Source organism: Staphylococcus sp. GW823-FHT05F06 (assembly GCF_058795495.1).
In genome coordinates this window covers 109,148-132,356 of record NZ_JBXAHW010000001.1, presented here as the reverse complement: position 1 = coordinate 132,356, position 23,209 = coordinate 109,148, and the positions used below count along the sequence as shown (strand labels likewise).

Genomic DNA, 23,209 nt, shown 5'->3' with positions numbered 1-23,209 from the left:
TCCTCCTGACTACATTCTTAGCTGCCTGTAGTGATACAGTTTTTATAACTTCATTTTGTATTTTATATTAGTTCAAGTAGTTGATTAACATTTTCTTCAGTTGTGGCCCAACTTGTTGCGAAGCGAACTACACGATGTTGATTATCGTATTTCTCCCAAACTGCGAATTTTACCTTTTGTTTTAGTTCTTCAATTTTATCGTTGCTTAAAATAAAAAATTGTTGATTGGTTGGTGAATCAAAATAGACTTGATATCCTTTATCTATAAATCCTTTTTTTACCTTTTCAGCCATTTTAATAGCATGTCGACTTATATCAAAATATAAATCATCAGTGAATAATTCTAAAAATTGAACACCAGTTAGACGGCCTTTTGCTAATAAAGCACCATGATGTTTTATAATTGTAGTGAAGTTTTTAGGTTCATTTTGTTTAGTGAAGACAATTGCTTCACCACAAAGTGCTCCAATCTTAGTACCTCCTATGTAAAACACATCACAGTATTTTGCAACATCTTCGATAGTTACATTAGTTTGATTGCTCATAAGGCCATAGCCTAAACGTGCACCATCCATAAATAGTGGAATCTGATGTCTACGGCAAACTCTAGATAAAGATTGTAATTCTTCTTTCGTGTATAAAGTTCCATATTCGGTTGGATGTGAAATATAAACCATCCCTGGATACACCATGTGTTCTTTTTTAAAATCACTTTCAAAAGTTTCTATATAATTCTCAACGTCTTGAGCAGTAATCTTACCTTCTTGGGAGGGTATGGTTAGAACTTTATGTCCACTGAATTCTATCGCACCACCTTCATGGACTGCCACATGTCCTGTATCAGCGGATATAACACCTTCATAACTATCAAGCATTGAGTTAATAACTACTTGATTGGTTTGCGTACCACCTACTAAAAAACGAATGGTAGCATCTGGACAGTCAATACGTTGTCTAATTTTATCTGCAGCTTGTGCCGAAAAGTCATCGAAGCCATATCCAGCAGCTTGTATTCGATTTGTCTCTACTAATCGATTTAAAACTTTTTCATGTGCACCTTCTAAATAATCATTTTCAAATGAAATCACAAGCGTTCCCTCCAATGTTAAATCGATATTTATTAATTTATTCGATGAAAAGTGTTGATTTGCTCTCAATTAGAAAAGATTTCAATCAATTAAAAGAGGAGCAATAAAGACATTGATGTGAATCTAGACTAATAAAATTTCTGAATATTCAATCGAATGTAATTTATTATACATCAATACCATTTAAATTAAAATATATTCTGTTCAAGATAATGAACGTTTGATTTATAAAAGATAATTTCTCTAAATTAATTGAAATTTTGTATGAAAAGTTCTATGATTTAATCAATATAATGAAAGGGGTATGGGATTTATGCAACAAATAAAATTTAAAACTTTAACTGAGGAAACACTGGAGAGCTTAGAGAAAAGTGTTAATTCGTTTTTAAAGTCTCAAGAGGGTAATGGTTACAAATTATTAAACATTACTATTAAACAAATCGAAGAACGTGCATTTCCGCATAATGACGAGGACTTTAATGCTATTTTAACATTGGTAACGGAAGCATAGTTCAGTAAATCGGCGGCTAAATTTTCTTGGTGAAAGACTGAATAGGAGTATTTAGTAATGAATTTTGGATTTTTGGGTACTATTTTAACTATATTGTTAGTAGTTGGGTTTATAACTAACGTAGTATTGGCATTTGTCATCATTTTCCTTGAACGTGATCGACGTACTGCCAGTTCAACTTGGGCGTGGTTATTCGTATTATTCGTTCTTCCTGTCATTGGATTTATTTTGTATCTATTTTTAGGACGAACGGTTTCCAAGAAAAAGATGGAAAAAAATAACGGTGATGAATTACATGCATTTGAAGATTTAGTTCAAGACCAAATCGACAGTTTTGATAAACATAATTATGGTTATATCAATGATCAAGTCATTAAACACCGTGATTTAATACGTATGTTGTTAATGAAACAAGATGCCTTTTTAACAGAAAATAATAAAATCGATTTATTTACAGATGGTCATAAGCTTTATGAAAAAGTACTTGAGGATATTTACAATGCTCAAGACTATATACATCTAGAGTACTATACCTTTGAACTTGATGGATTAGGTAAAAGAATCTTAGATGCACTTGAAACTAAACTTAAAGAAGGTTTAGAAGTTAAACTTTTGTATGACGATGTTGGTTCTAAAAAGGTTAGATTATCAAAATTTAAACATTTCAGAGCATTAGGTGGAGAAGTTGAAGCATTTTTCCCTTCGAAAGTACCTTTAATCAATTTCAGAATGAATAATCGAAATCATAGAAAGATTATCATTATAGATGGACAAATTGGTTACGTTGGCGGTTTTAATGTCGGCGATGATTATTTAGGATTAGGTAAGTTAGGTTACTGGAGAGATACACATACACGTGTTCAAGGTGAATGCATCGATGCACTACAATTAAGATTTATTTTAGACTGGAATTCACAGTCGCATCGTCCACAATTTAAATTTGATCAAAAATATTTCCCTAAAAAAAATGGGGACAAAGGAAACGCGGCTATTCAAATCGCTTCTAGTGGACCTGCATTTGATTTACATCAAATAGAATATGGTTATACAAAAATGATAATGAGCGCTAAAAAGTCTATCTATCTACAAAGCCCTTACTTTATTCCAGACCAATCATACATTAATGCATTAAAAATGGCTGCTAATAGCGGCGTTGAAGTAAACCTTATGATACCGTGTAAACCTGATCATCCATTCGTTTATTGGGCTACATTTTCAAATGCAGCTGATTTATTGGATAGCGGAGTTAATATTTACACTTATCAAAATGGATTTATTCATTCTAAAATATTAATGATTGATGATGAAATTTCTTCAATTGGTAGTGCAAACATGGACTTTAGAAGCTTTGAACTGAATTTCGAAGTGAATGCATTTATATATGATGAAGATATAGCTAAACAGTTACGTCAAGCATTTGAAAAAGATATTGAGCAATCTAAATTACTTACAAAAGAAGTATACGACAAGCGTCCATTATCAATTAAATTTAAAGAAGGACTAGCAAAATTAATATCTCCAATTTTATAAAATTTCAAAATACCCTCGTTAAAATGAACGAGGGTATTTTTTTAACGGTAAATATATTATGTAAACTTATATGTATGATATGACAAATGTCATAGTTAATTAATGACATTCGGTACTTATATCACTAACTTAAACTTGCTAAATTATAAGTAACATAAATCAAGAGGTGTGACGATAATGATTGAACTACGACATATATCTAAATCTTTCAAGGAACATAAAGTTTTAGAAGATATAAGTATTGATATAAAAAATAATTGTTGTACGGCATTAATAGGTAAAAATGGAGCAGGTAAGTCAACGTTAATTGATATTATCGTTGGAAATAATCACTATGATAGTGGTCAAATCGCTGATAAATCAAATTTGTTAAATAGACATAAGATGGGTATTCTTTTTCAAAAAACAGAGTTTCCTAAATACATAAAGGTTTGCGAATTATTACATTTATATCAATCCTTTTATCAAACGTTTATTTCTTTTCATCAGTTTAAAGAAATCACACAATTTAGTGACCGACAAATGAATCAGTTTGCATGTAATTTATCAGGTGGACAGCAGAGGATTTTAGATTTTGCTTTAGCATTGGTAGGTAAACCTGAACTGTTAATTTTAGATGAGCCTACGTCAGCTATGGATGTAGAAATGCGTCAACATTTTTGGAATGTTATAGATAAATTAAAAATGAATAACACTACGATACTATATACCTCTCATTACATTGAAGAAGTTGAAAGAATGGCAGATCAAGTAATGATGTTAGATAAAGGTAAAATACAATTAGATGATTCACCTGAAAATATAAAAAGGAATCAAAGTTATTCTGTAATTCGAATTCCTTGCAAATATCAAGAACTTATCAATCAACTGAAACATAAATACGAAATTGAATTAATAAAAAATAGATATGAAATAAAAACAACTGATGTGAGTGATGTTTTACAATTATTGAAACAATATCATGTCAATTTCAATAAGATTGAAATTCTTAAAAAATCTTTATTAGAAGTCATGTTTTCTAATGATTTGTCTAAAGGAGGGAATTACCAGTGATATCAACTTATTTTAAAATAGAATTAAAGATTATATTTAGAAAGAAATTGTATTTAGTTATGTCCATATTCCTACCTGTCGTGTTTTATTTATTATTTACTTCTATATTAGACATGCCAGAAGAAGCAAAACTTAAGTTTTATAAAGAGTATATGTACAGTATGACAGTATTTAGTTTAATGAACTTTTGTCTATTGTCATTTCCATTAGATTTGATTGAAGAGCGAAATCAAGGTTGGTATAAGCGGTTAATGGTGACCCCATTATCATCATTTCAATATTATTTAGTTAAAATTAGTAAGACAATGTGTCAGTTTTTAATAGCAATTACAATTATTTTTTCAGTAGCTCATTTTTACAAAGATGTTCACATGACTGTTTTTCAATGGATATTCTCTGCATTAACTTTATGGATTGGGGTTAGTTTATTTTTGACTTTAGGATTGATTATCGCTCAACTCAACGATATTCAAAAAGCAAGTAGTTTTGCCAATTTACTTAATATTACACTAGCTATATTAGGAGGTCTATGGTTTCCAGTATACACGTTTCCTGATTGGCTTCAGTCGATTTCTAAACACATGCCAACATATAATTTAAAGCTACTTGCTATAGATTTAGCGCAAAATAAAGGGGTGAATATAGAAGCGTTTGGCTATCTCGTGGTCTATTGTATAATCTTTGTGAGTATTGCTTTATTCATGAATAAGAAAGGAGATGTACACTAATGGAATCAAGAAGTTGGGGAGTGAGAATAGGGGAATTAAGTACTTTAATATATTTAATATTTCCGATTTTAGCTATATTTGTTGACAAACGTGGTAATTTCTTAACTTATTTAATTGTTTGTACTATTTTTATAATCAGCTATGTGACGATGATTATATTTTATAAATACCTTAGTGATAGTATTTTATATTCATTACTGGTTATTCATTATTTAGGAATCTTTTATTTTGTCTATAGTGTCAATCCTATGAATAGTTTGTTTTTCTTCTATAGTGCTTTCGCCTTACCTTTTATTTTTAATGTTCGTGTTGTATCAAAAGAATTTATAACCTTTTTAATAGCTATGATAAGTTGTTTAATACTAACTTATATATTTAATCCAACATTTGTGGTTCCATTAAGTGCATTTTATTTGGTTATATTAATTGTTGCTGTAGGTAATTTTAAAAATAGAGACGAACGAATTATGAAAGCTAAACTTGAAGAAAAGAATAAGTATATTAATGTACTAATAGCTCAACAAGAGCGTAATAGAATAAGTCAAGATCTTCATGATACATTAGGACATGTATTTGCTAGTCTTACTTTGAAGTCTGAATTAGCTGTTAAACTCATAGATACTAATCCTAAAGAAGCAAAAAATGAAATGCAGGCAATAAATCAACTTTCAACAGAAGCCTTAAATAAAGTCAGACTCATTATTGATGATTTGAAGATACAATCTTTTGAAGATGAAATTTCATCATTGGAACACTTATTGCAAAATGCTAATCTACATTTTAAATTTAACAATAAAAGTGCGGCTAAATCATTAAATCCAGCGAAACAATCAATATTATCTATGATTTTTAGAGAAGCAATTAATAATGTTATTAAACATGCGCATGCGACTGAAGTAATAGGTGAATTGAAGGTACATGAGCATCAAATCATTTTAAAAATTAAAGATAATGGTGTGGGAATAGAAAATGAAGATGCTTCAAATTTGAAAAGTATTAAAGAACGTGTAGATTATTTAAATGGTAAATTAATTGTACAATCAAATAATGGAACACTTATTATTGTTGAAATACCTAGAGGTGATTTATTATGATATCGCTTGTTATAACTGAGGATCAATTGATGTTAAGAAAAGCTATGGTACAACTGATAGAAATGCATGAAGAAATGAATGTAATAAAAGATTTTGAAAATGGTGTAGAGGCACTCGAATTTATTGAAAATAATGAACCCAATGTAGCCATTTTAGATATTGAAATTCCGGGTTTAACAGGCTTGGAAATCTTATCTTATGTAAGAAAAAAACAACTCAATACAAGAATAATCATAGTGACTACATTTAAACGTCCAGGTTATTTTGAAAAAGCCGTAGCAAATGATGTTGATGCTTATGTACTAAAAGAGCGTTCAATTGATGATTTAATTAAAACTATTTATAAAGTGACAAAGGGTGAGAAGGAATATAGCCCTTCGCTCATGACATCATTGTTTACTGAATCGAATCCATTAACTCATAAAGAACAAGTTGTTTTAAGAGAAATAGGCAATGGGTTAAGTAGCAAAGAGATTGCTAGCAAATTGTATTTATCGAACGGGACTGTGCGTAACTATACGAGTACTATTATAGACAAAATGAATTCAGATCATCGTTTTGAGGCATGGAAAAAAGCAAATGAAAAGGGGTGGATTTAATTAATAAGAGTCCACCATACGTAATTGAGGCAGACTCTATAAAATTAAATTAATCTAACAGTTATCAATATGATAAAGTTTTGATAAGTAAAACTTTGTATTGAGACAAAGATACTGAGTGAATGATGTTTAATTTCAAACCATATATACTAAAGATATTACCCAATTTTAATTCTTTTTTTTACGACGAAATGATTGAATTAGGTAGACGATAAAACCAACGAACATACCTAAAAATACTGACCCCACTAAACTCACGATTAAGGGTAGTTTAAAGACAATTTGTAGTACGACACCAACAATTATTGCTACTATAACGGCAATGATTGTTATTTTATTTTCATTAGATGTATCCATTTCTTTCACTCCTAACATCATGTATTATATCATGCTCTTATAATTTGGAAAGCGAGATTGTAATTATATAAAATCGATTACATATAATAGTATGAAATCATTTGACGTTGGATCAAATTTTCTTTAGTATAAATCGGGATATTAAGTGAAATAAGGTGACATTATTGAAATCTAAGAAAATGTCATCGCTTTTAGTAGTAGCGATGATAGGAATACTTGTAATTATTTTCCAGTTTGTAAACCATTCTGGACCGTTTAGTGGTTCAGAATCTCAACATCAATCAGATAATTCCAATTTAAATGGTAAAGACAAAGTATATGTGAAACGAGTTGTAGATGGTGATACATTTGTTGCTCAAAAAAATGGAGAGGAAATTAAAGTCAGATTAATTGGTGTAGATACGCCAGAGACTGTTAAACCTAATACGCCAGTTCAACCATATGGTAAACAAGCATCTAATTATACGAAGAAGTATCTCACGCATCAAAATGTTTATTTAGAATATGATAAAGAAAAAACTGATAGGTATGGTCGTACTTTGGCGTACGTATGGTTAAAAAATGGAGATATGTTTAACGAATCGCTGGTGAAAAAAGGTCTAGCCAGAGAAAAGTATTTTTCTCCAAACGGAAAATATAGGGATACCTTCGTAAACGCTCAAGAAGAGGCAAAAAAGAGAAAATTAAATATTTGGAGCTAGTAGCGATAATTTAGAGTCTGATATTGAGTGGAAATATAAAATTCATTTGTTATATCAATAAGTAGAAACTCAGTTGGACCATTTTGTTTAGCAGCGTTTTCTTATTCTAGCTAAAGAGATTAGAATAAAAAAAGAGTGATATTTAGTAGATTTCAACTACGTTTCTGACTAGTGTTTCAATAAAGTAGAAATTAGGATATCTACTTCTTAGTCTAGTGAAAAACATTATGTTTTAAAAAGATTTCTAATGTAAACTGATACAGTTTATAATTAAGTTTATTTATTCATGAAATAATTGCTATAAGTGTTGTCATATAAATGTGTGCTATGACTACTGAATCGTATTAAAACGTTAAAATTAAAAATATATATGACAACATTGTTGATAATAGATAATTTAATAAGTTGGAATGTAAAATTACAATTTAAGATATTTTAAAATTCAAATTGGGATAAGATTTCTTATTTTAGAAGAAACGTTTGCAGTTAAAGAAATTTGATGTGGAACTTGTTGATGGATTTACGAAAGTTATTTTAAGTTTCATCAGAATGTCGATTCGAAACATAATTAAAGTCAAAAGAGAAATTGCATTTGTATTAATGCTAATGAATATAAAAAAAGTAGTTGCTCAACAATTTAAATAATTATAATAAAAAGACAATTTCTACATTTTATAAATAGAAATTGTCTTTTTATTAGTCAAATAACTTCATGCCCCAAACTCTTTTTGAATTTTAATTATTCATATGTTGTTTAAAGTTTTCAGAAATTTCTTCGATTTGTTTATCAGTAAGGGGGTGCTTAGATAAATCGATAGCTTCCTCAATTACTTTTTCAAGTGATATCGGTGTAGATACGGTGTCGACGTATTTATCACTCTCGTCGGATCCTTCAATAATATTAACGCTACCATCACTAAAATATATGACGCCAATACTTTGAATTTTAAAATTATAATCATTTTCAATTTTATCTTTTAATGCTTTTGCATTGTTTGCGGCTTTATCGTATGGATCGTGGTCATAAAATTCATATATTACACGATTATCCTGTAAAATCTCAATAAAAGTATAGACACCAGAACGTGTTGTTTTAAACTGACTATGATATCGATTGCTAATATAATGACCGACAACTTTTTCGGTATTATATTGTGGTTGTCCTTCTTCAAGATGTTGATCTGGCACATCAAAATGATAAAACGTTTTTTGGTTCCAATTTTTAACATCCACATTTATCAAACCAACATCAGTAATGATAATAAAATCGAATGAACGTGCATATTCGAAAAGGGGATGTTTAACAGCCAAATTACTCGTAGGAACAATTGTATATGATCGTAAACGACCCTCTTCTTTAAATCTATTTAATATTTTTCTTAATTCACGCTTGGCGTTTTTAAAAGCGTGTTGACCGACGTCATTGTTTGTACTTAACATTTGGTTTTTCAATGATAAATTTTCTTCACTTAAAATTGAATTTTTAGAGATTAATTGATTTCTAGCATATTCTTCTGTTTCAACCCTATCTTTCATAAATTTTTGATTAAGAACCATAGCCATAATCAAAATAATAATTATTATAGATAAGATAATCGTTAAAGACATTACTACTCACCCAAATCTTTTAATATTAAATTCTATTTGCAAGATAAATTATAAACTTCTTAAATTTTGAGTTCAATGAAAATGAAAGGGGAAATGTGTTTTATCAAATAGTAGTGACGAAATATTTACATATCAATTAAACTTTCGTGAATTTTTATGAGAGCCCTATCATATGCGTAGCGAATAGTGATATAGTAACTTTTTATGAAAATAATTTTATTGAAAATAAAATAAATTTTACTAAATGTTCACATTTATTTGTTTGATAAGTGAAAAAAGAAAATGTATAATTTGATTGTGAAAGCGCTTGCTATAGGGGTGGTAACATGTTTGTTAAAGAAGAAAAACCAGTGAATAAAATAGTCGAAATTTTAAGGAAAACATCATCTCATTTATTCAAATTTCACGGCGAGGTAGCGATGCATCTATTTCTGAATGATGATTTTATATTACCATCGAAAATAGATATTTGTGTTGAGCGCAAAAAGTTATTGGAAATTATCAGGGTGATTCCTGAAGAATTTACGATTCACTATTATGATAATCAGTTATATGAAAGATTAAGAGAATCTTTATCTTTATCAGATGTTGAACATGTTAAAGTCTTTAAAAACGATACAGAAGTCATGACAATATTTGTTTATGATGTTGTAAATGATGAATGGCTATTTAGGTTAGATCATCATATACGTTTACCAAAAAATAATATATATTTTCATTCTTTAAGTTGGAACGTAGATTATATTAAGCCAGAAATAGTTCTTATGTATGATTTAATGAGTGAACAAAAATATCATCAGTTTAGTAATTATAAAGCTGTTATTGATTCTCTTAGTTATTATCAATTCTATATTTTAAAATTGGTAGTAGGTGAACAGCGTATTAAAAAAGCTATAGTAAATAGTTCCACTAAAAAGATATCTTAAAAAGATTTCTACATCATTGATACAGAGTTAATAAATTTACTTTATGTATTGAAAGTGATGTAGAAATCTTTTTTATTTTATTTACACAAATTTTTTAAACAAACACCGTTGTAACAAAATTCGTACGTAGATAATACTGCTTTTTCAGCATCTGCTTCATGAATTCCAAACATCATTGAAATTTCAGAAGCACCTTGGTTAATCATTATTAAATTAATGTTTGATTCTGAAAGGGCGTGAGTAATTTTACTAGCTGTACCAACAACTTGATTCATACCTTCACCAACAATCATTAGTACTGCTAAATCATGGTCGATACTTAATTCATCAACTTCACAACGTTTGCGTATGGCATTAAGAACTTGACTTTCTTTACCTTGAATTTGATTTGTACGCATGATAATACTTATGTTATCAATACCAGAAGGCATGTGGTCAAATGATATATTAAATTCTTCTAAAACGCCAAGAATCTTTCGTGTAAATCCAACTAATCTATTCATTAAATATTTTTTAATATTAATCACAGTAAAGCCTTTATCACAACTAATTCCACTAATGACATTTTTAGAATCGATTTCACGGTCATGTAAAATGTAGGTCCCTTTATCATTTGGACGATTAGTATTTTTGATAACTACGGGAATTCGATCTTTGTATAAAGGTTGTAGAGCTTCATCGTGAAAAACTCCAAATCCTGCATAAGATAGCTCTCGCATTTCTCTATAAGTTATTTCCTCTATGAGTTCAGGATTATTTATGATATTCGGATTAGCTTTATATATTCCTGATACATCAGTGAAGTTCTCATAAAGTGAGGCTCGGACGCCACGTGCTATGATAGCACCAGTTATGTCAGAACCACCGCGTGGAAACGTAACGATATAATTTTGCTTTGAAACTCCGAAAAAACCAGGAATAATTAGCTTTTCATCATAATCACGCAATTTGTATATTTCATTATATGCGGAATCTAAAATTTGAGCTTGCTGTGGTAAATCAGTTACAGTTAATCCAGCTTCTTTAGGAGAAATATAACGAGTAGGAATACCTTGACTATTATTATACTGGGCTATTAATTGAGCATTAAAATTTTCGCCACAAGATAATAAAGCATCATATAAACGGTTAGGTTTGTCAGAAAGATGTTTAATGTATTCCTCTAAAGTGTCATTAATTGTTATTAAAATGTCATTTCCTATACCTAATTCTTCTACTATATCAGCATATCTTTGGATAATTTCTTGTTTTTTACTTTCATAATTTAATTTATTAAGTACTTTTTCATAGAGACGAATTAATAAATCAGTAGTTTTAATGTCGTCATTATGCCTTTTGCCTGGAGCTGAAACGATAATGATTTTACGTTCAGGGTCTTCATTCACTATAGTTAATACCTTTTTAATTTGTTCTGCAGTTGATACAGAACTTCCACCAAACTTAGCAACTTTCATAATTTTCCTACCTTTCTAAAAAATCAGAAAATTTTATTTAGTTTTCTGATTAAGCATGGTAATATAGATTTATATTTTCAATATTAAGAACTTTACAAAAATTTAGAATGATTTTATACTAAACCATTATCTAGTATTTTTCAACAGTACAATTGTTTTTCTCAAAAGCACAAACGGAGGTAATTTACATGAAAGAGTTAAATATCGCATTACTTGGTTTGGGAACAGTCGGATCAGGTGTTGTAAAGATTATTGAAGAGAATAGACAACAGATTAAAGACACCATCAATAAGGATATTGTCATTAAACATATTCTAGTCCGAGATAAATCTAAGAAACGTCCGTTAAATATTAGTCAATATCATCTTACAGAAGATATTAATGACATCTTAAATGACAATTCTATTGATATAGTCGTTGAAGTTATGGGTGGTATTGAACCTACTGTTGATTGGTTAAGAACAGCCCTTAAAAATAAAAAACATGTGATTACAGCAAATAAGGATTTACTAGCTATCCATTTAAAATTATTAGAAGACTTAGCTGAAGAAAATGGCGTCGCTCTTAAATTTGAAGCAAGTGTGGCAGGTGGTATCCCTATTGTCAATGCTATTAATAACGGACTGAATGCAAATAATATTTCTAAATTTATGGGAATATTTAACGGAACTTCTAACTTTATTCTCTCAAAAATGACTCATGAACAAACAACTTTTAAAGATGCGTTAGAAGAAGCACAAAGATTAGGATTTGCTGAAGCTGATCCAACAGATGATGTAGAAGGTGTAGATGCTGCAAGAAAGGTAGTTATTACATCTTATTTATCTTTTAACCAAGTCATTAAACTGAATGATGTTAAATCGGTAGGAATTAGTGACATTACATTAGCAGACATCAATGCAGCAAGCGCATTAAATTATAAAATTAAATCAATAGGTAAAGGTACATATGAAAATGGATATGTGAATGCTTCTGTGGAACCGACACTGATACATAAGAATCACCAACTTGCAGCTGTAGAGAACGAATACAATGCAATATATGTTATAGGTGATGCTGTTGGCGATACAATGTTTTATGGTAAAGGTGCAGGTAGTTTAGCAACAGGAAGTGCAGTTGTAAGTGATTTATTAAATGTGGCACTTTTCTTTGAATCAAACTTACACACTTTACCACCTCATTTTGAATTAAAGACAGAGGAAACTAAAGAAATGATGGATGGTGCAGAACCAGTGGTTATTCAAGAGAAATCTAATTACTATATAGTAATTAGTAACAATAATAAATCTTTGGAGAAAGTTGAATATGACATTAAAAAGAAATTACCATTCCATAAATCGTTGCAACTTGTTGAGAGGGATCAAGATACTTATGCAATTATCGTTACTGGAATAGAAACATCTCCAGAAAAAGTTCTAAATCAATCAGGATTTAATATCAAGAAAGTTTATCCTGTAGAGGGAGTTTAATAATTATGAAAAGATGGCAAGGATTAGTTAAAGAATTTAAAGAATATTTACCAGTCAATCAATCTACACCAGCACTAACACTCAATGAAGGACATACACCACTTATTTATTGTGAAAATCTTTCTCAAAAATTAGATATTGAATTATATGTTAAATATGAAGGAGCAAATCCGACTGGCTCATTTAAAGATCGTGGTATGGTTATGGCTGTAACAAAGGCAAAAGAACAAGGGAAAAAAGTTGTTATTTGTGCTTCAACTGGTAATACTTCAGCATCAGCAGCTGCTTATGCTGCAAGAGCTGGTTTAAAAGCAATTGTCGTAATTCCTGAAGGTAAAATAGCATTAGGTAAATTATCACAAGCAGTTATGTATGGTGCAGAAATTGTTTCTATAGAAGGAAACTTCGATGAAGCACTAGAAATTGTAAAAGAGATTGCTGAAGAAAATGATGAAATTGAATTAGTTAATTCTGTTAATCCATTTAGGATTGAAGGACAAAAGACGGGTGCCTTTGAAATTGTTGAACAGTTAGATGGTCAAGCCCCTGACATTTTAGCAATACCAGTGGGAAATGCAGGTAATATAACTGCTTATTGGCAAGGATTTGTTGAATATCATAATAAAAAGAATACACAATTACCACAAATGTTTGGCTTCCAAGCAGAAGGAGCATCTCCAATTGTTCAAAATAAAATAATCAAAAATCCAGAAACAATAGCTACAGCTATCCGAATAGGGAATCCTGCTAGTTGGCAAAAAGCTGTTAATGCACTAGATGAATCAAATGGTTTAATTGATAGTGTGATAGATGAAGAAATTTTAGAAGCTTATCAGTTAATGACAACAAATGAAGGTGTTTTTAGTGAACCAGCGAGTAATGCTTCAATTGCAGGTCTAATCAAACTTCATCGCTCTGGTAAGTTACCTAAAGGTAAAAAGATAGTTGCAATATTAACTGGGAATGGACTTAAAGATCCTGACACAGCTATTTCTCTCTTAGATAATCCTATTCAACCTTTACCTAATAATAAAGAAAGTATAATTAGATACATCAAAGGGGCAATCTAGTATGGAGGAAGTTTTAAAACTTAAAATCCCTGCATCAACCGCGAATCTAGGTGTAGGTTTTGACTCAATTGGTATGGCATTGGATAAATATTTGCATATGTCTATACGTAAGATTGAAAGAGCTAATTGGGAATTTCTATATTATAGTTCAGAACTAGAAGGTTTACCTAAAGATGAGAATAATTATATTTATCAAACTGCTCTAAATGTTGCGCGTAAATACAATGTTACACTTCCAAGCTTGCAAATTGAAATGAGAAGTGATATTCCATTAGCTAGAGGACTAGGTTCATCTGCTTCTGCATTAGTCGGTGCTCTTTTTATTGCTAATTACTTTGGTAATATTCAATTATCTAAATACGAATTGTTACAACTAGCGACTGAAATTGAGGGACACCCTGATAATGTAGCACCTACAATATATGGAGGTTTGATTGCAGGTTTTTATAATCCAATAACTAAAATAACAGATGTTGCTAGAATAGAAGTTCCGCACGTAGATATAATTTTAACTATACCTCCATATGAGCTTCGTACAGAAGACTCTAGAAGGGTCTTACCCGATACATTTTCACATAAAGGTGCTGTGCAAAATAGTGCCATTAGTAACACTATGATTTGTGCTCTCATTCAGCATAAATATAAACTTGCTGGAAAGATGATGGAACAAGATGGTTTTCATGAACCATATAGGCAACACCTTATTCCAGAATTCAATCAAGTACGTAAACTATCACGTCAACATGATGCATATGCAACTGTTATAAGTGGAGCTGGACCTACGATACTCACTCTTTGTCCAAAAGAAAAAAGTGGTAAATTAGTTAGAACACTACGTGAGAAAATTAATAATTGTGCTTCAGAACTAGTAACAATTAATGAAATAGGTGTTAAAGATGAAGTGGTGTACCTAAAGTCCTAAATTATTGTAAAATATAGTTAAGAATAAACTTTTAATAACTCTTGAAAGGAGTTCTATACTATATGACTCAGTATAAAATGGTAGTTTTAGATATGGATGATACTTTAATGAATAGTGATAATAAATTATCCATTGAGACAAAATCTTACTTATTAGATATTCAAAAGCGTGGTTATTATGTGGTATTGGCCTCAGGTAGACCAACAGAAGGTATGTTACCTACTGCGAGAGAATTAGAGTTAAATAAATATAACAGCTTCATTATTAGTTATAATGGAGGTAAAACTATAAATATGGCTAATGAAAATGTAGAGGTCGATCAGCCTGTTTCAAAGGAAGATTTCGATAATATTGTAGATTATTGTAGAGATAAGAACTTTTTAGTACTTACTTATGATAATGGATATATCATTCACGATAGTAGTCATGAATATATGAACATAGAATCACAACTTACCGGATTACCAATGAATCGTGTTGCTGATTTGAAGGAATATATTAATCATAGTGTACCCAAAGTTATGGGTGTGGATTATGTAGGTCATATTACCGAAGCACGTATTGAATTGGATGGTTACTTCAATAATGATATTGATGTGACAACGAGTAAGCCTTTTTTCCTAGAGTTTATGGCAAAGAATGTTTCGAAGGGGAACGCAATAAAAGCACTTTGTAAAAGATTACAAATTTCTCTAGAAGAAGTTATAGTATTCGGGGACAGTTTGAATGATAAGTCAATGTTTGAAGTTGCTGGATATTCTGTAGCAATGGGAAATGCTAGTGATGAACTCAAGAAAATTGCTGACGAGGTAACTTTAGATAATAATTCTAACGGTATTCCTTATGCTTTAAAAGAACTTTTGGTTTAAAGTATTATTACAATGAATTAATATGTAAATTAATAATTTTAAGGTTAATTGAATCTGACTTCTCTAAATATAAGTAGTAAGTCATAAAAAACTGTCGATATAAATATAATTAAAAAATTTTCTTTTTAATATAATATATAAGTCTGAAACATAATCTAGAATAATAGCCCGTAAATGAATTTTCAAAATTTATTTACGGGCTTCTTTATTCATAATATAAGTTACATAATTAACCTTCATCCATGCCTACAATTTCTTTATTGAATATATTTAAATCTTTATTTACTTTTTCTTTCAAATCAATTGAAAATCGAGACTTTCAATTGATTTGCTATTTCGCAGTATGTGTCCAGTCATGTTTTCCTTTATAGCGTTTAACATGTGCATATACTTGATCTGCGGCATAATCTAGGTTTGTATAAACAGTAATGCTATATGCTGATTGATTGACCCCAAAAGGTTCTTCAAGAAATACTTCTTTAAGATGAGAGAAAAGGTCATTCATTTGCGTGTGCTCTAAGCTTGGATATTCTCTCAAAGTCCGTTTTAAGAGCTTACCATTTTTTTCTTCAAGTGCTTGAACAACTATAACAAAGCGTTCCTCTTTCTTTATAACATCATCGAATAAATTTGTTTGTCCAACCATGTTATCCACCTCTATACCATTTTATTATCTTTATTATACATTATAAGTTTTAATCATAAAATAACGAAAATTTATATATGGTGTTAAATCATTCAAAAGAGGGTGAACAAATTTCCTATCGAATTCGAAGCTCCACTATAGTCTATAGTCTCGACATATATTTTCAGTAGAAATTAAGTATGAAATACTCTTTAGCATTGAGATTACTGATATTGAAATTGATGTATGCATTTTGAGTTCAACTATCAATTACTAATATTAAAAAGGCCTGTGACAAAAATACACGTCACAGGCCTTCTTAATAATTAATTCTTGTAATTATGCGGAGTTAAATCTATTTCTTCCAGTTTGACAAAATGTGTCCGTTTGATTAATTTATGAGCAATATAGATGATAGCTAGAATAAATAATGGTGTAAAGTTTCGAATGACACCTAAAATATCACCAGATGCGATACTACCAAAGGAACTACCTAATAATAAGAATAATAATGTGAAAAGGACAATAATAGGTCCGACTGGGTAAAAAGGTGCTTTATATGGCAACAGTTTATCTGGATTTTTACCCTGTTTTTTAATTGCTTGTCTTAATCTAATTTGTGACCAAATACTAGATCCCCAAACTACAATAACCATAGATCCTATGATATTTAATAAGTTAAATACAGCATTAGCATTAAAATTAGCATAAACAATGACTAATACAATAATAATATATGTTGTAATTAATGCACGCATAGGTAATTTAGTTTTATCATTGAGTTTTCCAAAGAATTTAGGTGCTTGTTTATCAGCACTTAAAGAAAATAGCATTCTACTTGTTGTATAAATACCAGAGTTAGCTGCTGATAATAATGATGTTAAGATAACAGCGTTGATGACTGATGCAGCAAAAGCGATCCCTATTCTATCGAAAACAATTGTAAACGGACTTTGTGATACAGACTCATTTTCATTAAGTAAAAGTGGATCCGTATATGGAATGATGGCAGCTATCACAGCTATAGACAATACGTAAAAGAGTAATATTCTCCAAAATACCTGTTTTATAGCTTTAGGCATTGATTTTTCGGGATTATTTGATTCACCAGCTGTTACTGCGACTACTTCAGTACCACCAACTGAAAAACCTGCAACTAAAAGAACGCTTAATATGCCTGATATTCCACCGACAAAAGGTGCTTGACCTTTAGTATAATTCTCAAAGCCATATGTATGACCACCAAGAATACCGAAAATCATCATAATTCCAAAAATAATAAATACAATTATAGTAATGACTTTGATCAGTGATAACCAAAACTCAGTTTCTCCAAAAGCTTTAACAGAAAAAATATTAATTAAAAACAACAGAGTTAAGAAAATTAAGCTCCATGTAAGTGGATTTAAAACTTTAAATACATCCCAATATTGTAATACATTGGAAGCAACAATGATATCTACACTTGTTACAAGTGACCACATACCCCAATACAACCAACCCATTGTAAAACCAAGTGACGAATCAACAAATCTGGTAGAGTATGAACTAAAAGAACCAGAAACCGGATAGAAAGTTGCTAATTCTCCTATTGATGACATTAAAAAATAAAGCATAATACCAATTAGTATATAAGCTAATATAGCTCCTCCTGGGCCAGCTTGAGAAATGACACTTCCAGTTGCCACAAAAAGTCCAGTACCTATAGCGCCACCTATTGCTATCATGGATATATGTCTCGAATTGAGACCACGTTTCATATTATTATCTTCCATATGCCGTCTCCCATCTATCTTAAAATATATCCCTCATTTTAATCTTTTTAAAGATACTATTCAATAACTTTTTAGTACTTTAAAGCGTAATTGTTAAATTTTTCTGATATTTCTTATATTTTTCTATCAATAACTTTAAAATAAGTTTATTTGCTATCGGAAAAGGGTTTAATTAAAATAGATACTACATAGTAATCAATATTAAATATAAAAGTGAGGGGGAGCTTGCTATGTCAAAACAGGATGGAAAATTAACTGGACTTTTTGGTGCGCCAGTTTCGGATAGAGAAAATAGTATGACAGCAGGACAACGTGGACCATTATTAATGCAAGACGTTTATTATTTAGAACAAATTTCTCACTTCGATAGAGAAGTGATTCCTGAACGTCGTATGCATGCGAAAGGTTCAGGTGCATTTGGTACGTTCACAGTTACAAATGACATCACACAATATACAAATGCGAAAATATTCTCAGAAGTCGGAAAACAAACAGAGATGTTTGCACGTTTTTCTACTGTTTCAGGAGAACGTGGAGCAGCAGATTTAGAACGTGATATACGTGGGTTTGCCTTGAAATTCTACACTGAAGATGGAAACTGGGATTTAGTAGGTAACAATACGCCAGTTTTCTTCTTTAGAGATCCTAAACTATTTATTAGTTTGAATCGTGCTGTAAAACGAGATCCACGTACAAATATGAGAAGTGCACAAAATAACTGGGACTTTTGGACAGGTCTACCGGAAGCATTGCATCAAGTGACAATATTAATGTCAGATAGAGGTATGCCAAAAGGATTCCGAAATATGCATGGATTCGGTTCTCATACGTATTCTATGTATAATGATAAAGGTGAACGTGTATGGGTAAAATATCATTTCCGTACACAACAAGGAATTGAAAACTATACTGACGAGGAAGCAGCTAAAATTGTAGGTATGGATAGAGATTCTTCACAGAGGGATTTATATAATGCTATCGAAAATGGAGATTATCCAAAATGGAAAATGTACATTCAAGTTATGACAGAGGAACAAGCTAAAAATCATCCAGACAATCCTTTTGATTTAACAAAGGTATGGTATAAAAAAGACTATCCACTGATTGAAGTGGGAGAATTTGAATTGAATCGTAATCCTGAGAATTATTTTCTTGATGTAGAGCAGGCAGCGTTTACGCCTACAAATATTGTTCCTGGGTTAGATTATTCACCAGATAAAATGCTACAAGGACGTTTATTCTCATATGGAGATGCCCAACGTTATCGTTTAGGAGTTAATCATTGGCAGATTCCTGTCAATCAACCTAAGGGAGTTGGAGTTGAGAACTTATGTCCATTTAGTCGTGATGGACAAATGCGTTTCTTAGATAATAACCAAGGTGGAGGCCCACATTATTATCCTAATAATCAAGGTATATATGAGTCACAGCCTGAACACAAGAAGCCACCATTCCCGACAGATGGTGATGGTTATGAATATAATTATCGCCAGGATGATGACAATTACTTTGAACAGCCAGGTAAATTATTCAGATTACAGTCTGAAGATGCAAAAGAGCGTATCTTCACAAATACAGCTAATGCAATGGATGGGGTTTCTAAAGATGTCAAAGTTCGCCACATTCGCCATTGCTATAAAGCTGATCCAGAATATGGGAAAGGTGTAGCAAAAGCTTTAGGTATTGATATCAATCAAATAGATTTAGAGACAAATCAAGACGAAACATATGAAAACTTTAAATAATCTAAAATTCTTAGATTGCTTACCACTGAATTATATGATACAATCTTAAATCGTAAGAATTCCTAACAACATTAGAAAGGGTGTTTAACGTGCGCGTAAATATTACATTAGCTTGCACAGAGTGTGGCGATCGTAACTATATTACTACTAAAAATAAACGTAATAATCCTGAACGCATTGAAATGAAAAAATATTGTCCAAGATTAAATAAATATACGTTACATCGTGAAACAAAATAATTACTTATCTTTCAAATACGACAATTTGAAACGAAAACTCTCCTTAACTCATAGGGGAGTTTTTTTTATAGTTTGTACTTAGAAGAATTTTCACTTGTATATTTTGAAATATATGTTATTCTATAAAACGTAATTATTACGATTTGTAGAAAGAGGTTATAATATATGGCGAAGAAATCTAAAATAGCAAAAGAACAAAAAAGACAAGAATTAGTAAATAAATATTACGAGTTACGTAAAGAATTAAAAGCAAAAGGGGACTATGAAGCATTAAGAAAGTTGCCAAGAGATTCATCTCCAACTAGATTAACTAGAAGATGTAAAGTAACTGGTAGACCTAGAGGTGTGTTACGTAAATTTGAAATGTCTAGAATTGCATTTAGAGAACATGCGCATAAAGGTCAAATTCCAGGTGTAAAAAAATCTAGTTGGTAAAAATTTACTACTTAGGTCCATTTACAATAGAAGAAAAACAATGTACATTTAAAAAGGATGAATAATATGAATGATTTTTACAAAATTAAAGGTATTATTCGTATTTTCATTAAACATTTTGAAGATTAATTCTATTGTAAGGGGTTAAAAAAGATGAAAATTTTTGATTATGAAGATATACAATTAATTCCCAATAAATGTATTGTTGAAAGCAGATCTGAGTGTAATACTTCGGTTAAATTTGGGCCTCGTACTTTTAAATTGCCAGTTGTTCCAGCAAATATGCAAACAGTCATGAATGAAGAACTTGCACAATGGTTTGCAGAAAACGATTATTTTTATATCATGCATAGATTTAATGAAGAAAATAGAATTCCATTTATAAAAAAAATGCATCATGCAGGGTTATTTGCTTCTATTTCTGTTGGAGTTAAAGAAAACGAATTTAATTTTATTGAAAAATTAGCTTCTTCATCGCTCATACCAGAATATATAACAATTGATATTGCTCATGGTCACTCAAATTCAGTTATAAATATGATTAAGCATATAAAAAAACATTTACCAAATAGTTTTGTGATAGCTGGTAATGTTGGGACGCCTGAAGGAGTAAGAGAACTTGAGAATGCCGGTGCAGATGCTACAAAAGTAGGTATTGGTCCAGGAAGAGTATGTATTACTAAAATTAAAACTGGATTTGGTACAGGAGGTTGGCAACTTTCTGCGTTAAATCTTTGTAATAAGGCAGCTAGAAAACCTATTATTGCAGATGGAGGGTTAAGAACCCACGGTGATATAGCCAAATCAATTCGTTTTGGTGCCACTATGGTAATGATTGGCTCTTTATTTGCTGCCCACGAGGAATCACCGGGTGAAACCGTCGAGCTAGATGGCAAAAAATATAAAGAATATTTTGGTAGTGCCTCAGAATATCAAAAAGGTGAACATAAGAACGTTGAAGGTAAAAAAATGTTTGTAGAACACAAAGGATCTCTTAAAGATACCCTTACTGAAATGGAACAAGATTTACAGAGTTCAATTTCATATGCAGGAGGAAAGGACTTGAAGTCATTAAGAACAGTTGATTACGTCATAGTAAGAAATTCAATCTTTAATGGTGATAGAGATTAGTAAAAAGTAGTAGGTGAATACAATTAAAAGATTTCTTTTATTGATTACAGTTTTACTTTGCATCGTTATTTTTACGCCAGTCAAAGAAACTACTTTTATGATTAAAGCTCAAAATGATATACGTCATCAAATTAATCGATGGATTGATTCTGATTCAAATGACGATAATACTCAATTAGCGATTCCTAAAAAGCAAGAATTTGCAATCAACAATATACAGATGAATATGACTAAAAAAGATGTTGAAGCACAATTGGGACAACATAAGCGTATGACTTCGAGTGTGTATGGCACAAATTGGTACACATATTATTCAAATGATTATAATCAATTTTTGATGGTGAGTTATATTAACAATCATGTTAATGCACTGTATACAAATCAAAATCTTATTTCATCAAAATCTCAAATTAAGTATGATACTCCTAAAGATGTTGTTAGGGAAAGATATGGGCCCCCGATTCAAGTTATAAAAAAAGGGAAAGTTGGTTTTGATGTAAAAAGTAATGAATATGATGTTTTCCATAAAGACCATATTTATACCACAGTATTTTATGATAAGCACAGAGATAATGGTGTGAAGTCATTATTACAAGTTAGTGAGAAAATGGAAAATCGATTAAGATATCAATATGGGAAACCATCTAAATTACTTGCAAAGAGTTTTGAGTTGCAAAATTTTGACATTGTCAATGCTGAAAGAAAACAGCATGGCTTAAAAACATTAGATTATTCTAAGGATGTTTCTCATACTGCGCGTAAGCATAGTGTTGACATGGTTAAGCATAATTATTTTGACCATGTAAATCAAAAGAAACTTTCTCCTTTTGATAGATTAAAAAAAGATGGAATAGAATTTAATGCTGCTGGAGAAAACTTAGCATATGGACAATTGAATAGTATCTATGCACATGAAGGTTTGATGAATTCATTGGGGCATAGAAAGAATATTTTAAACACCCATTTTGATTATTTGGGCGTAGGTGTATATTTCAATGATCGAAGACAACCCTTTTGGACCGAAAATTATACAAGTTAAATGTTTATATATATGACTTATGGGTAAATATAGTCCGTAAGGATGTAGATAAATATGAAGCAAAAAAATAAAAAACAAACTGATATACTTGAAAAAGTGAAAGAAATATTAGATAAGAAAAAAAAACAAAATCGGTTGGTCAGAAGTTGTATTGAATTTTTCTCTCGCAACAGGTGTGGTTTAGAGTGAAAAAATTGATAAAAGCGTTATCTTAACACTAACACTGGCATCGAAATTAATA

Annotated in this window: 24 protein-coding genes; 18 read left to right on the top strand and 6 right to left on the bottom strand. The window is 30.6% G+C overall.

Features of this window, described 5'->3' with window-relative positions:
- Window positions 1-62: 62 nt before the first annotated feature.
- On the bottom strand, window positions 63-1,088 hold the full coding sequence (locus AC1Q7N_RS00625) for a threonine aldolase family protein (RefSeq protein ID WP_002456217.1): 1,026 nt from the start codon (window positions 1,086-1,088) through the stop codon (window positions 63-65).
- A gap of 313 nt (window positions 1,089-1,401) precedes the next feature.
- Between AC1Q7N_RS00625 and AC1Q7N_RS00620 the strand changes: the two genes are divergently transcribed.
- The 6 genes from AC1Q7N_RS00620 to AC1Q7N_RS00595 all read left to right on the top strand — a co-directional run bounded on the left by AC1Q7N_RS00620 (window position 1,402) and on the right by AC1Q7N_RS00595 (window position 6,603).
- Window positions 1,402-1,599: a hypothetical protein gene (locus AC1Q7N_RS00620; RefSeq protein WP_001829481.1), complete on the top strand. Its 198-nt coding sequence runs from the start codon at window positions 1,402-1,404 to the stop codon at window positions 1,597-1,599.
- Window positions 1,600-1,656: 57 nt separating this feature from the next.
- Window positions 1,657-3,129 carry a cardiolipin synthase gene (gene cls, locus AC1Q7N_RS00615; RefSeq protein WP_002456547.1) on the top strand — a complete coding sequence of 491 codons (1,473 nt, stop codon included), beginning with the start codon at window positions 1,657-1,659 and terminating at the stop codon, window positions 3,127-3,129.
- Window positions 3,130-3,306: 177 nt separating this feature from the next.
- A complete protein-coding gene (locus AC1Q7N_RS00610) occupies window positions 3,307-4,182 on the top strand; it encodes an ABC transporter ATP-binding protein (RefSeq protein WP_002468002.1) in 876 nt (291 codons plus the stop codon).
- The gene (locus AC1Q7N_RS00605; RefSeq protein WP_002469377.1) at window positions 4,179-4,910 is read left to right on the top strand and encodes an ABC transporter permease; all 732 of its coding nucleotides are present in this window, start codon (window positions 4,179-4,181) and stop codon (window positions 4,908-4,910) included. The genes AC1Q7N_RS00610 and AC1Q7N_RS00605 overlap by 4 nt, the downstream gene beginning before the upstream one ends.
- Window positions 4,910-6,004 carry a sensor histidine kinase gene (locus AC1Q7N_RS00600; protein ID WP_002456544.1) on the top strand — a complete coding sequence of 365 codons (1,095 nt, stop codon included), beginning with the start codon at window positions 4,910-4,912 and terminating at the stop codon, window positions 6,002-6,004. Before AC1Q7N_RS00605 ends, AC1Q7N_RS00600 begins: the two co-directional genes overlap by 1 nt.
- A complete protein-coding gene (locus AC1Q7N_RS00595) occupies window positions 6,001-6,603 on the top strand; it encodes a response regulator transcription factor (protein WP_002439610.1) in 603 nt (200 codons plus the stop codon). The genes AC1Q7N_RS00600 and AC1Q7N_RS00595 overlap by 4 nt, the downstream gene beginning before the upstream one ends.
- A 168-nt stretch (window positions 6,604-6,771) precedes the next feature.
- On the opposite strand, the gene AC1Q7N_RS00590 is transcribed toward AC1Q7N_RS00595, so the two are convergent.
- Window positions 6,772-6,960, bottom strand: coding sequence for a membrane protein (locus tag AC1Q7N_RS00590; RefSeq protein WP_001829458.1), 189 nt, complete (start codon window positions 6,958-6,960; stop codon window positions 6,772-6,774).
- A 164-nt stretch (window positions 6,961-7,124) separates the two neighbouring features.
- On the opposite strand from AC1Q7N_RS00590, the gene nucI reads away from it, so the two are divergent.
- A complete protein-coding gene (gene nucI, locus AC1Q7N_RS00585) occupies window positions 7,125-7,661 on the top strand; it encodes a thermonuclease NucI (RefSeq protein ID WP_002468003.1) in 537 nt (178 codons plus the stop codon).
- Between the two features lie 735 nt (window positions 7,662-8,396).
- On the opposite strand, the gene AC1Q7N_RS00580 is transcribed toward nucI, so the two are convergent.
- Window positions 8,397-9,269, bottom strand: a complete 873-nt coding sequence (locus AC1Q7N_RS00580) for a hypothetical protein (protein ID WP_002468460.1) — start codon at window positions 9,267-9,269, stop codon at window positions 8,397-8,399.
- 326 nt (window positions 9,270-9,595) lie between these two features.
- On the opposite strand from AC1Q7N_RS00580, the gene AC1Q7N_RS00575 reads away from it, so the two are divergent.
- Entirely contained in the window at window positions 9,596-10,195 is a 600-nt protein-coding gene (locus tag AC1Q7N_RS00575) for a hypothetical protein (protein ID WP_002439621.1), read from the top strand.
- A 77-nt stretch (window positions 10,196-10,272) separates the two neighbouring features.
- On the opposite strand, the gene AC1Q7N_RS00570 is transcribed toward AC1Q7N_RS00575, so the two are convergent.
- Complete coding sequence (locus AC1Q7N_RS00570; RefSeq protein WP_001829461.1) at window positions 10,273-11,649, bottom strand: aspartate kinase; 1,377 nt, start codon at window positions 11,647-11,649, stop codon at window positions 10,273-10,275.
- A 188-nt stretch (window positions 11,650-11,837) separates the two neighbouring features.
- Between AC1Q7N_RS00570 and AC1Q7N_RS00565 the strand changes: the two genes are divergently transcribed.
- The 4 genes from AC1Q7N_RS00565 to AC1Q7N_RS00550 all read left to right on the top strand — a co-directional run bounded on the left by AC1Q7N_RS00565 (window position 11,838) and on the right by AC1Q7N_RS00550 (window position 15,979).
- Complete coding sequence (locus tag AC1Q7N_RS00565; protein WP_002468463.1) at window positions 11,838-13,118, top strand: homoserine dehydrogenase; 1,281 nt, start codon at window positions 11,838-11,840, stop codon at window positions 13,116-13,118.
- Between the two features lie 5 nt (window positions 13,119-13,123).
- Entirely contained in the window at window positions 13,124-14,188 is a 1,065-nt protein-coding gene (gene thrC, locus AC1Q7N_RS00560; RefSeq protein WP_002456539.1) for a threonine synthase, read from the top strand.
- A 1-nt stretch (window position 14,189) separates the two neighbouring features.
- Window positions 14,190-15,110, top strand: coding sequence for a homoserine kinase (thrB, locus tag AC1Q7N_RS00555; RefSeq protein WP_002456538.1), 921 nt, complete (start codon window positions 14,190-14,192; stop codon window positions 15,108-15,110).
- A 62-nt stretch (window positions 15,111-15,172) separates the two neighbouring features.
- Window positions 15,173-15,979, top strand: a complete 807-nt coding sequence (locus tag AC1Q7N_RS00550; RefSeq protein ID WP_001829516.1) for a Cof-type HAD-IIB family hydrolase — start codon at window positions 15,173-15,175, stop codon at window positions 15,977-15,979.
- Window positions 15,980-16,310: 331 nt separating this feature from the next.
- Here AC1Q7N_RS00550 and AC1Q7N_RS00545 read toward each other — a convergent pair whose 3' ends face one another.
- Together AC1Q7N_RS00545 and AC1Q7N_RS00540 are read right to left on the bottom strand one after the other, a co-directional pair.
- Window positions 16,311-16,625: a hypothetical protein gene (locus AC1Q7N_RS00545; RefSeq protein WP_002439628.1), complete on the bottom strand. Its 315-nt coding sequence runs from the start codon at window positions 16,623-16,625 to the stop codon at window positions 16,311-16,313.
- A 305-nt stretch (window positions 16,626-16,930) separates the two neighbouring features.
- Window positions 16,931-18,379, bottom strand: a complete 1,449-nt coding sequence (locus tag AC1Q7N_RS00540; protein ID WP_002456211.1) for an amino acid permease — start codon at window positions 18,377-18,379, stop codon at window positions 16,931-16,933.
- 230 nt (window positions 18,380-18,609) lie between these two features.
- On the opposite strand from AC1Q7N_RS00540, the gene AC1Q7N_RS00535 reads away from it, so the two are divergent.
- The 6 genes from AC1Q7N_RS00535 to AC1Q7N_RS00510 all read left to right on the top strand — a co-directional run bounded on the left by AC1Q7N_RS00535 (window position 18,610) and on the right by AC1Q7N_RS00510 (window position 23,157).
- Entirely contained in the window at window positions 18,610-20,124 is a 1,515-nt protein-coding gene (locus tag AC1Q7N_RS00535; RefSeq protein WP_001831169.1) for a catalase, read from the top strand.
- 89 nt (window positions 20,125-20,213) lie between these two features.
- A complete protein-coding gene (gene rpmG, locus AC1Q7N_RS00530; RefSeq protein WP_001831295.1) occupies window positions 20,214-20,363 on the top strand; it encodes a 50S ribosomal protein L33 in 150 nt (49 codons plus the stop codon).
- Between the two features lie 165 nt (window positions 20,364-20,528).
- Window positions 20,529-20,798: a 30S ribosomal protein S14 gene (rpsN, locus tag AC1Q7N_RS00525; RefSeq protein WP_001831302.1), complete on the top strand. Its 270-nt coding sequence runs from the start codon at window positions 20,529-20,531 to the stop codon at window positions 20,796-20,798.
- A 153-nt stretch (window positions 20,799-20,951) separates the two neighbouring features.
- On the top strand, window positions 20,952-21,929 hold the full coding sequence (gene guaC, locus AC1Q7N_RS00520) for a GMP reductase (RefSeq protein WP_001832645.1): 978 nt from the start codon (window positions 20,952-20,954) through the stop codon (window positions 21,927-21,929).
- Between the two features lie 13 nt (window positions 21,930-21,942).
- Window positions 21,943-22,968 (top strand): CAP domain-containing protein, encoded by a 1,026-nt coding sequence (locus tag AC1Q7N_RS00515; protein WP_002439636.1) that lies wholly within the window; start codon window positions 21,943-21,945, stop codon window positions 22,966-22,968.
- Window positions 22,969-23,022: 54 nt separating this feature from the next.
- Complete coding sequence (locus AC1Q7N_RS00510; protein WP_002456209.1) at window positions 23,023-23,157, top strand: hypothetical protein; 135 nt, start codon at window positions 23,023-23,025, stop codon at window positions 23,155-23,157.
- Window positions 23,158-23,209: the final 52 nt, after the last annotated feature.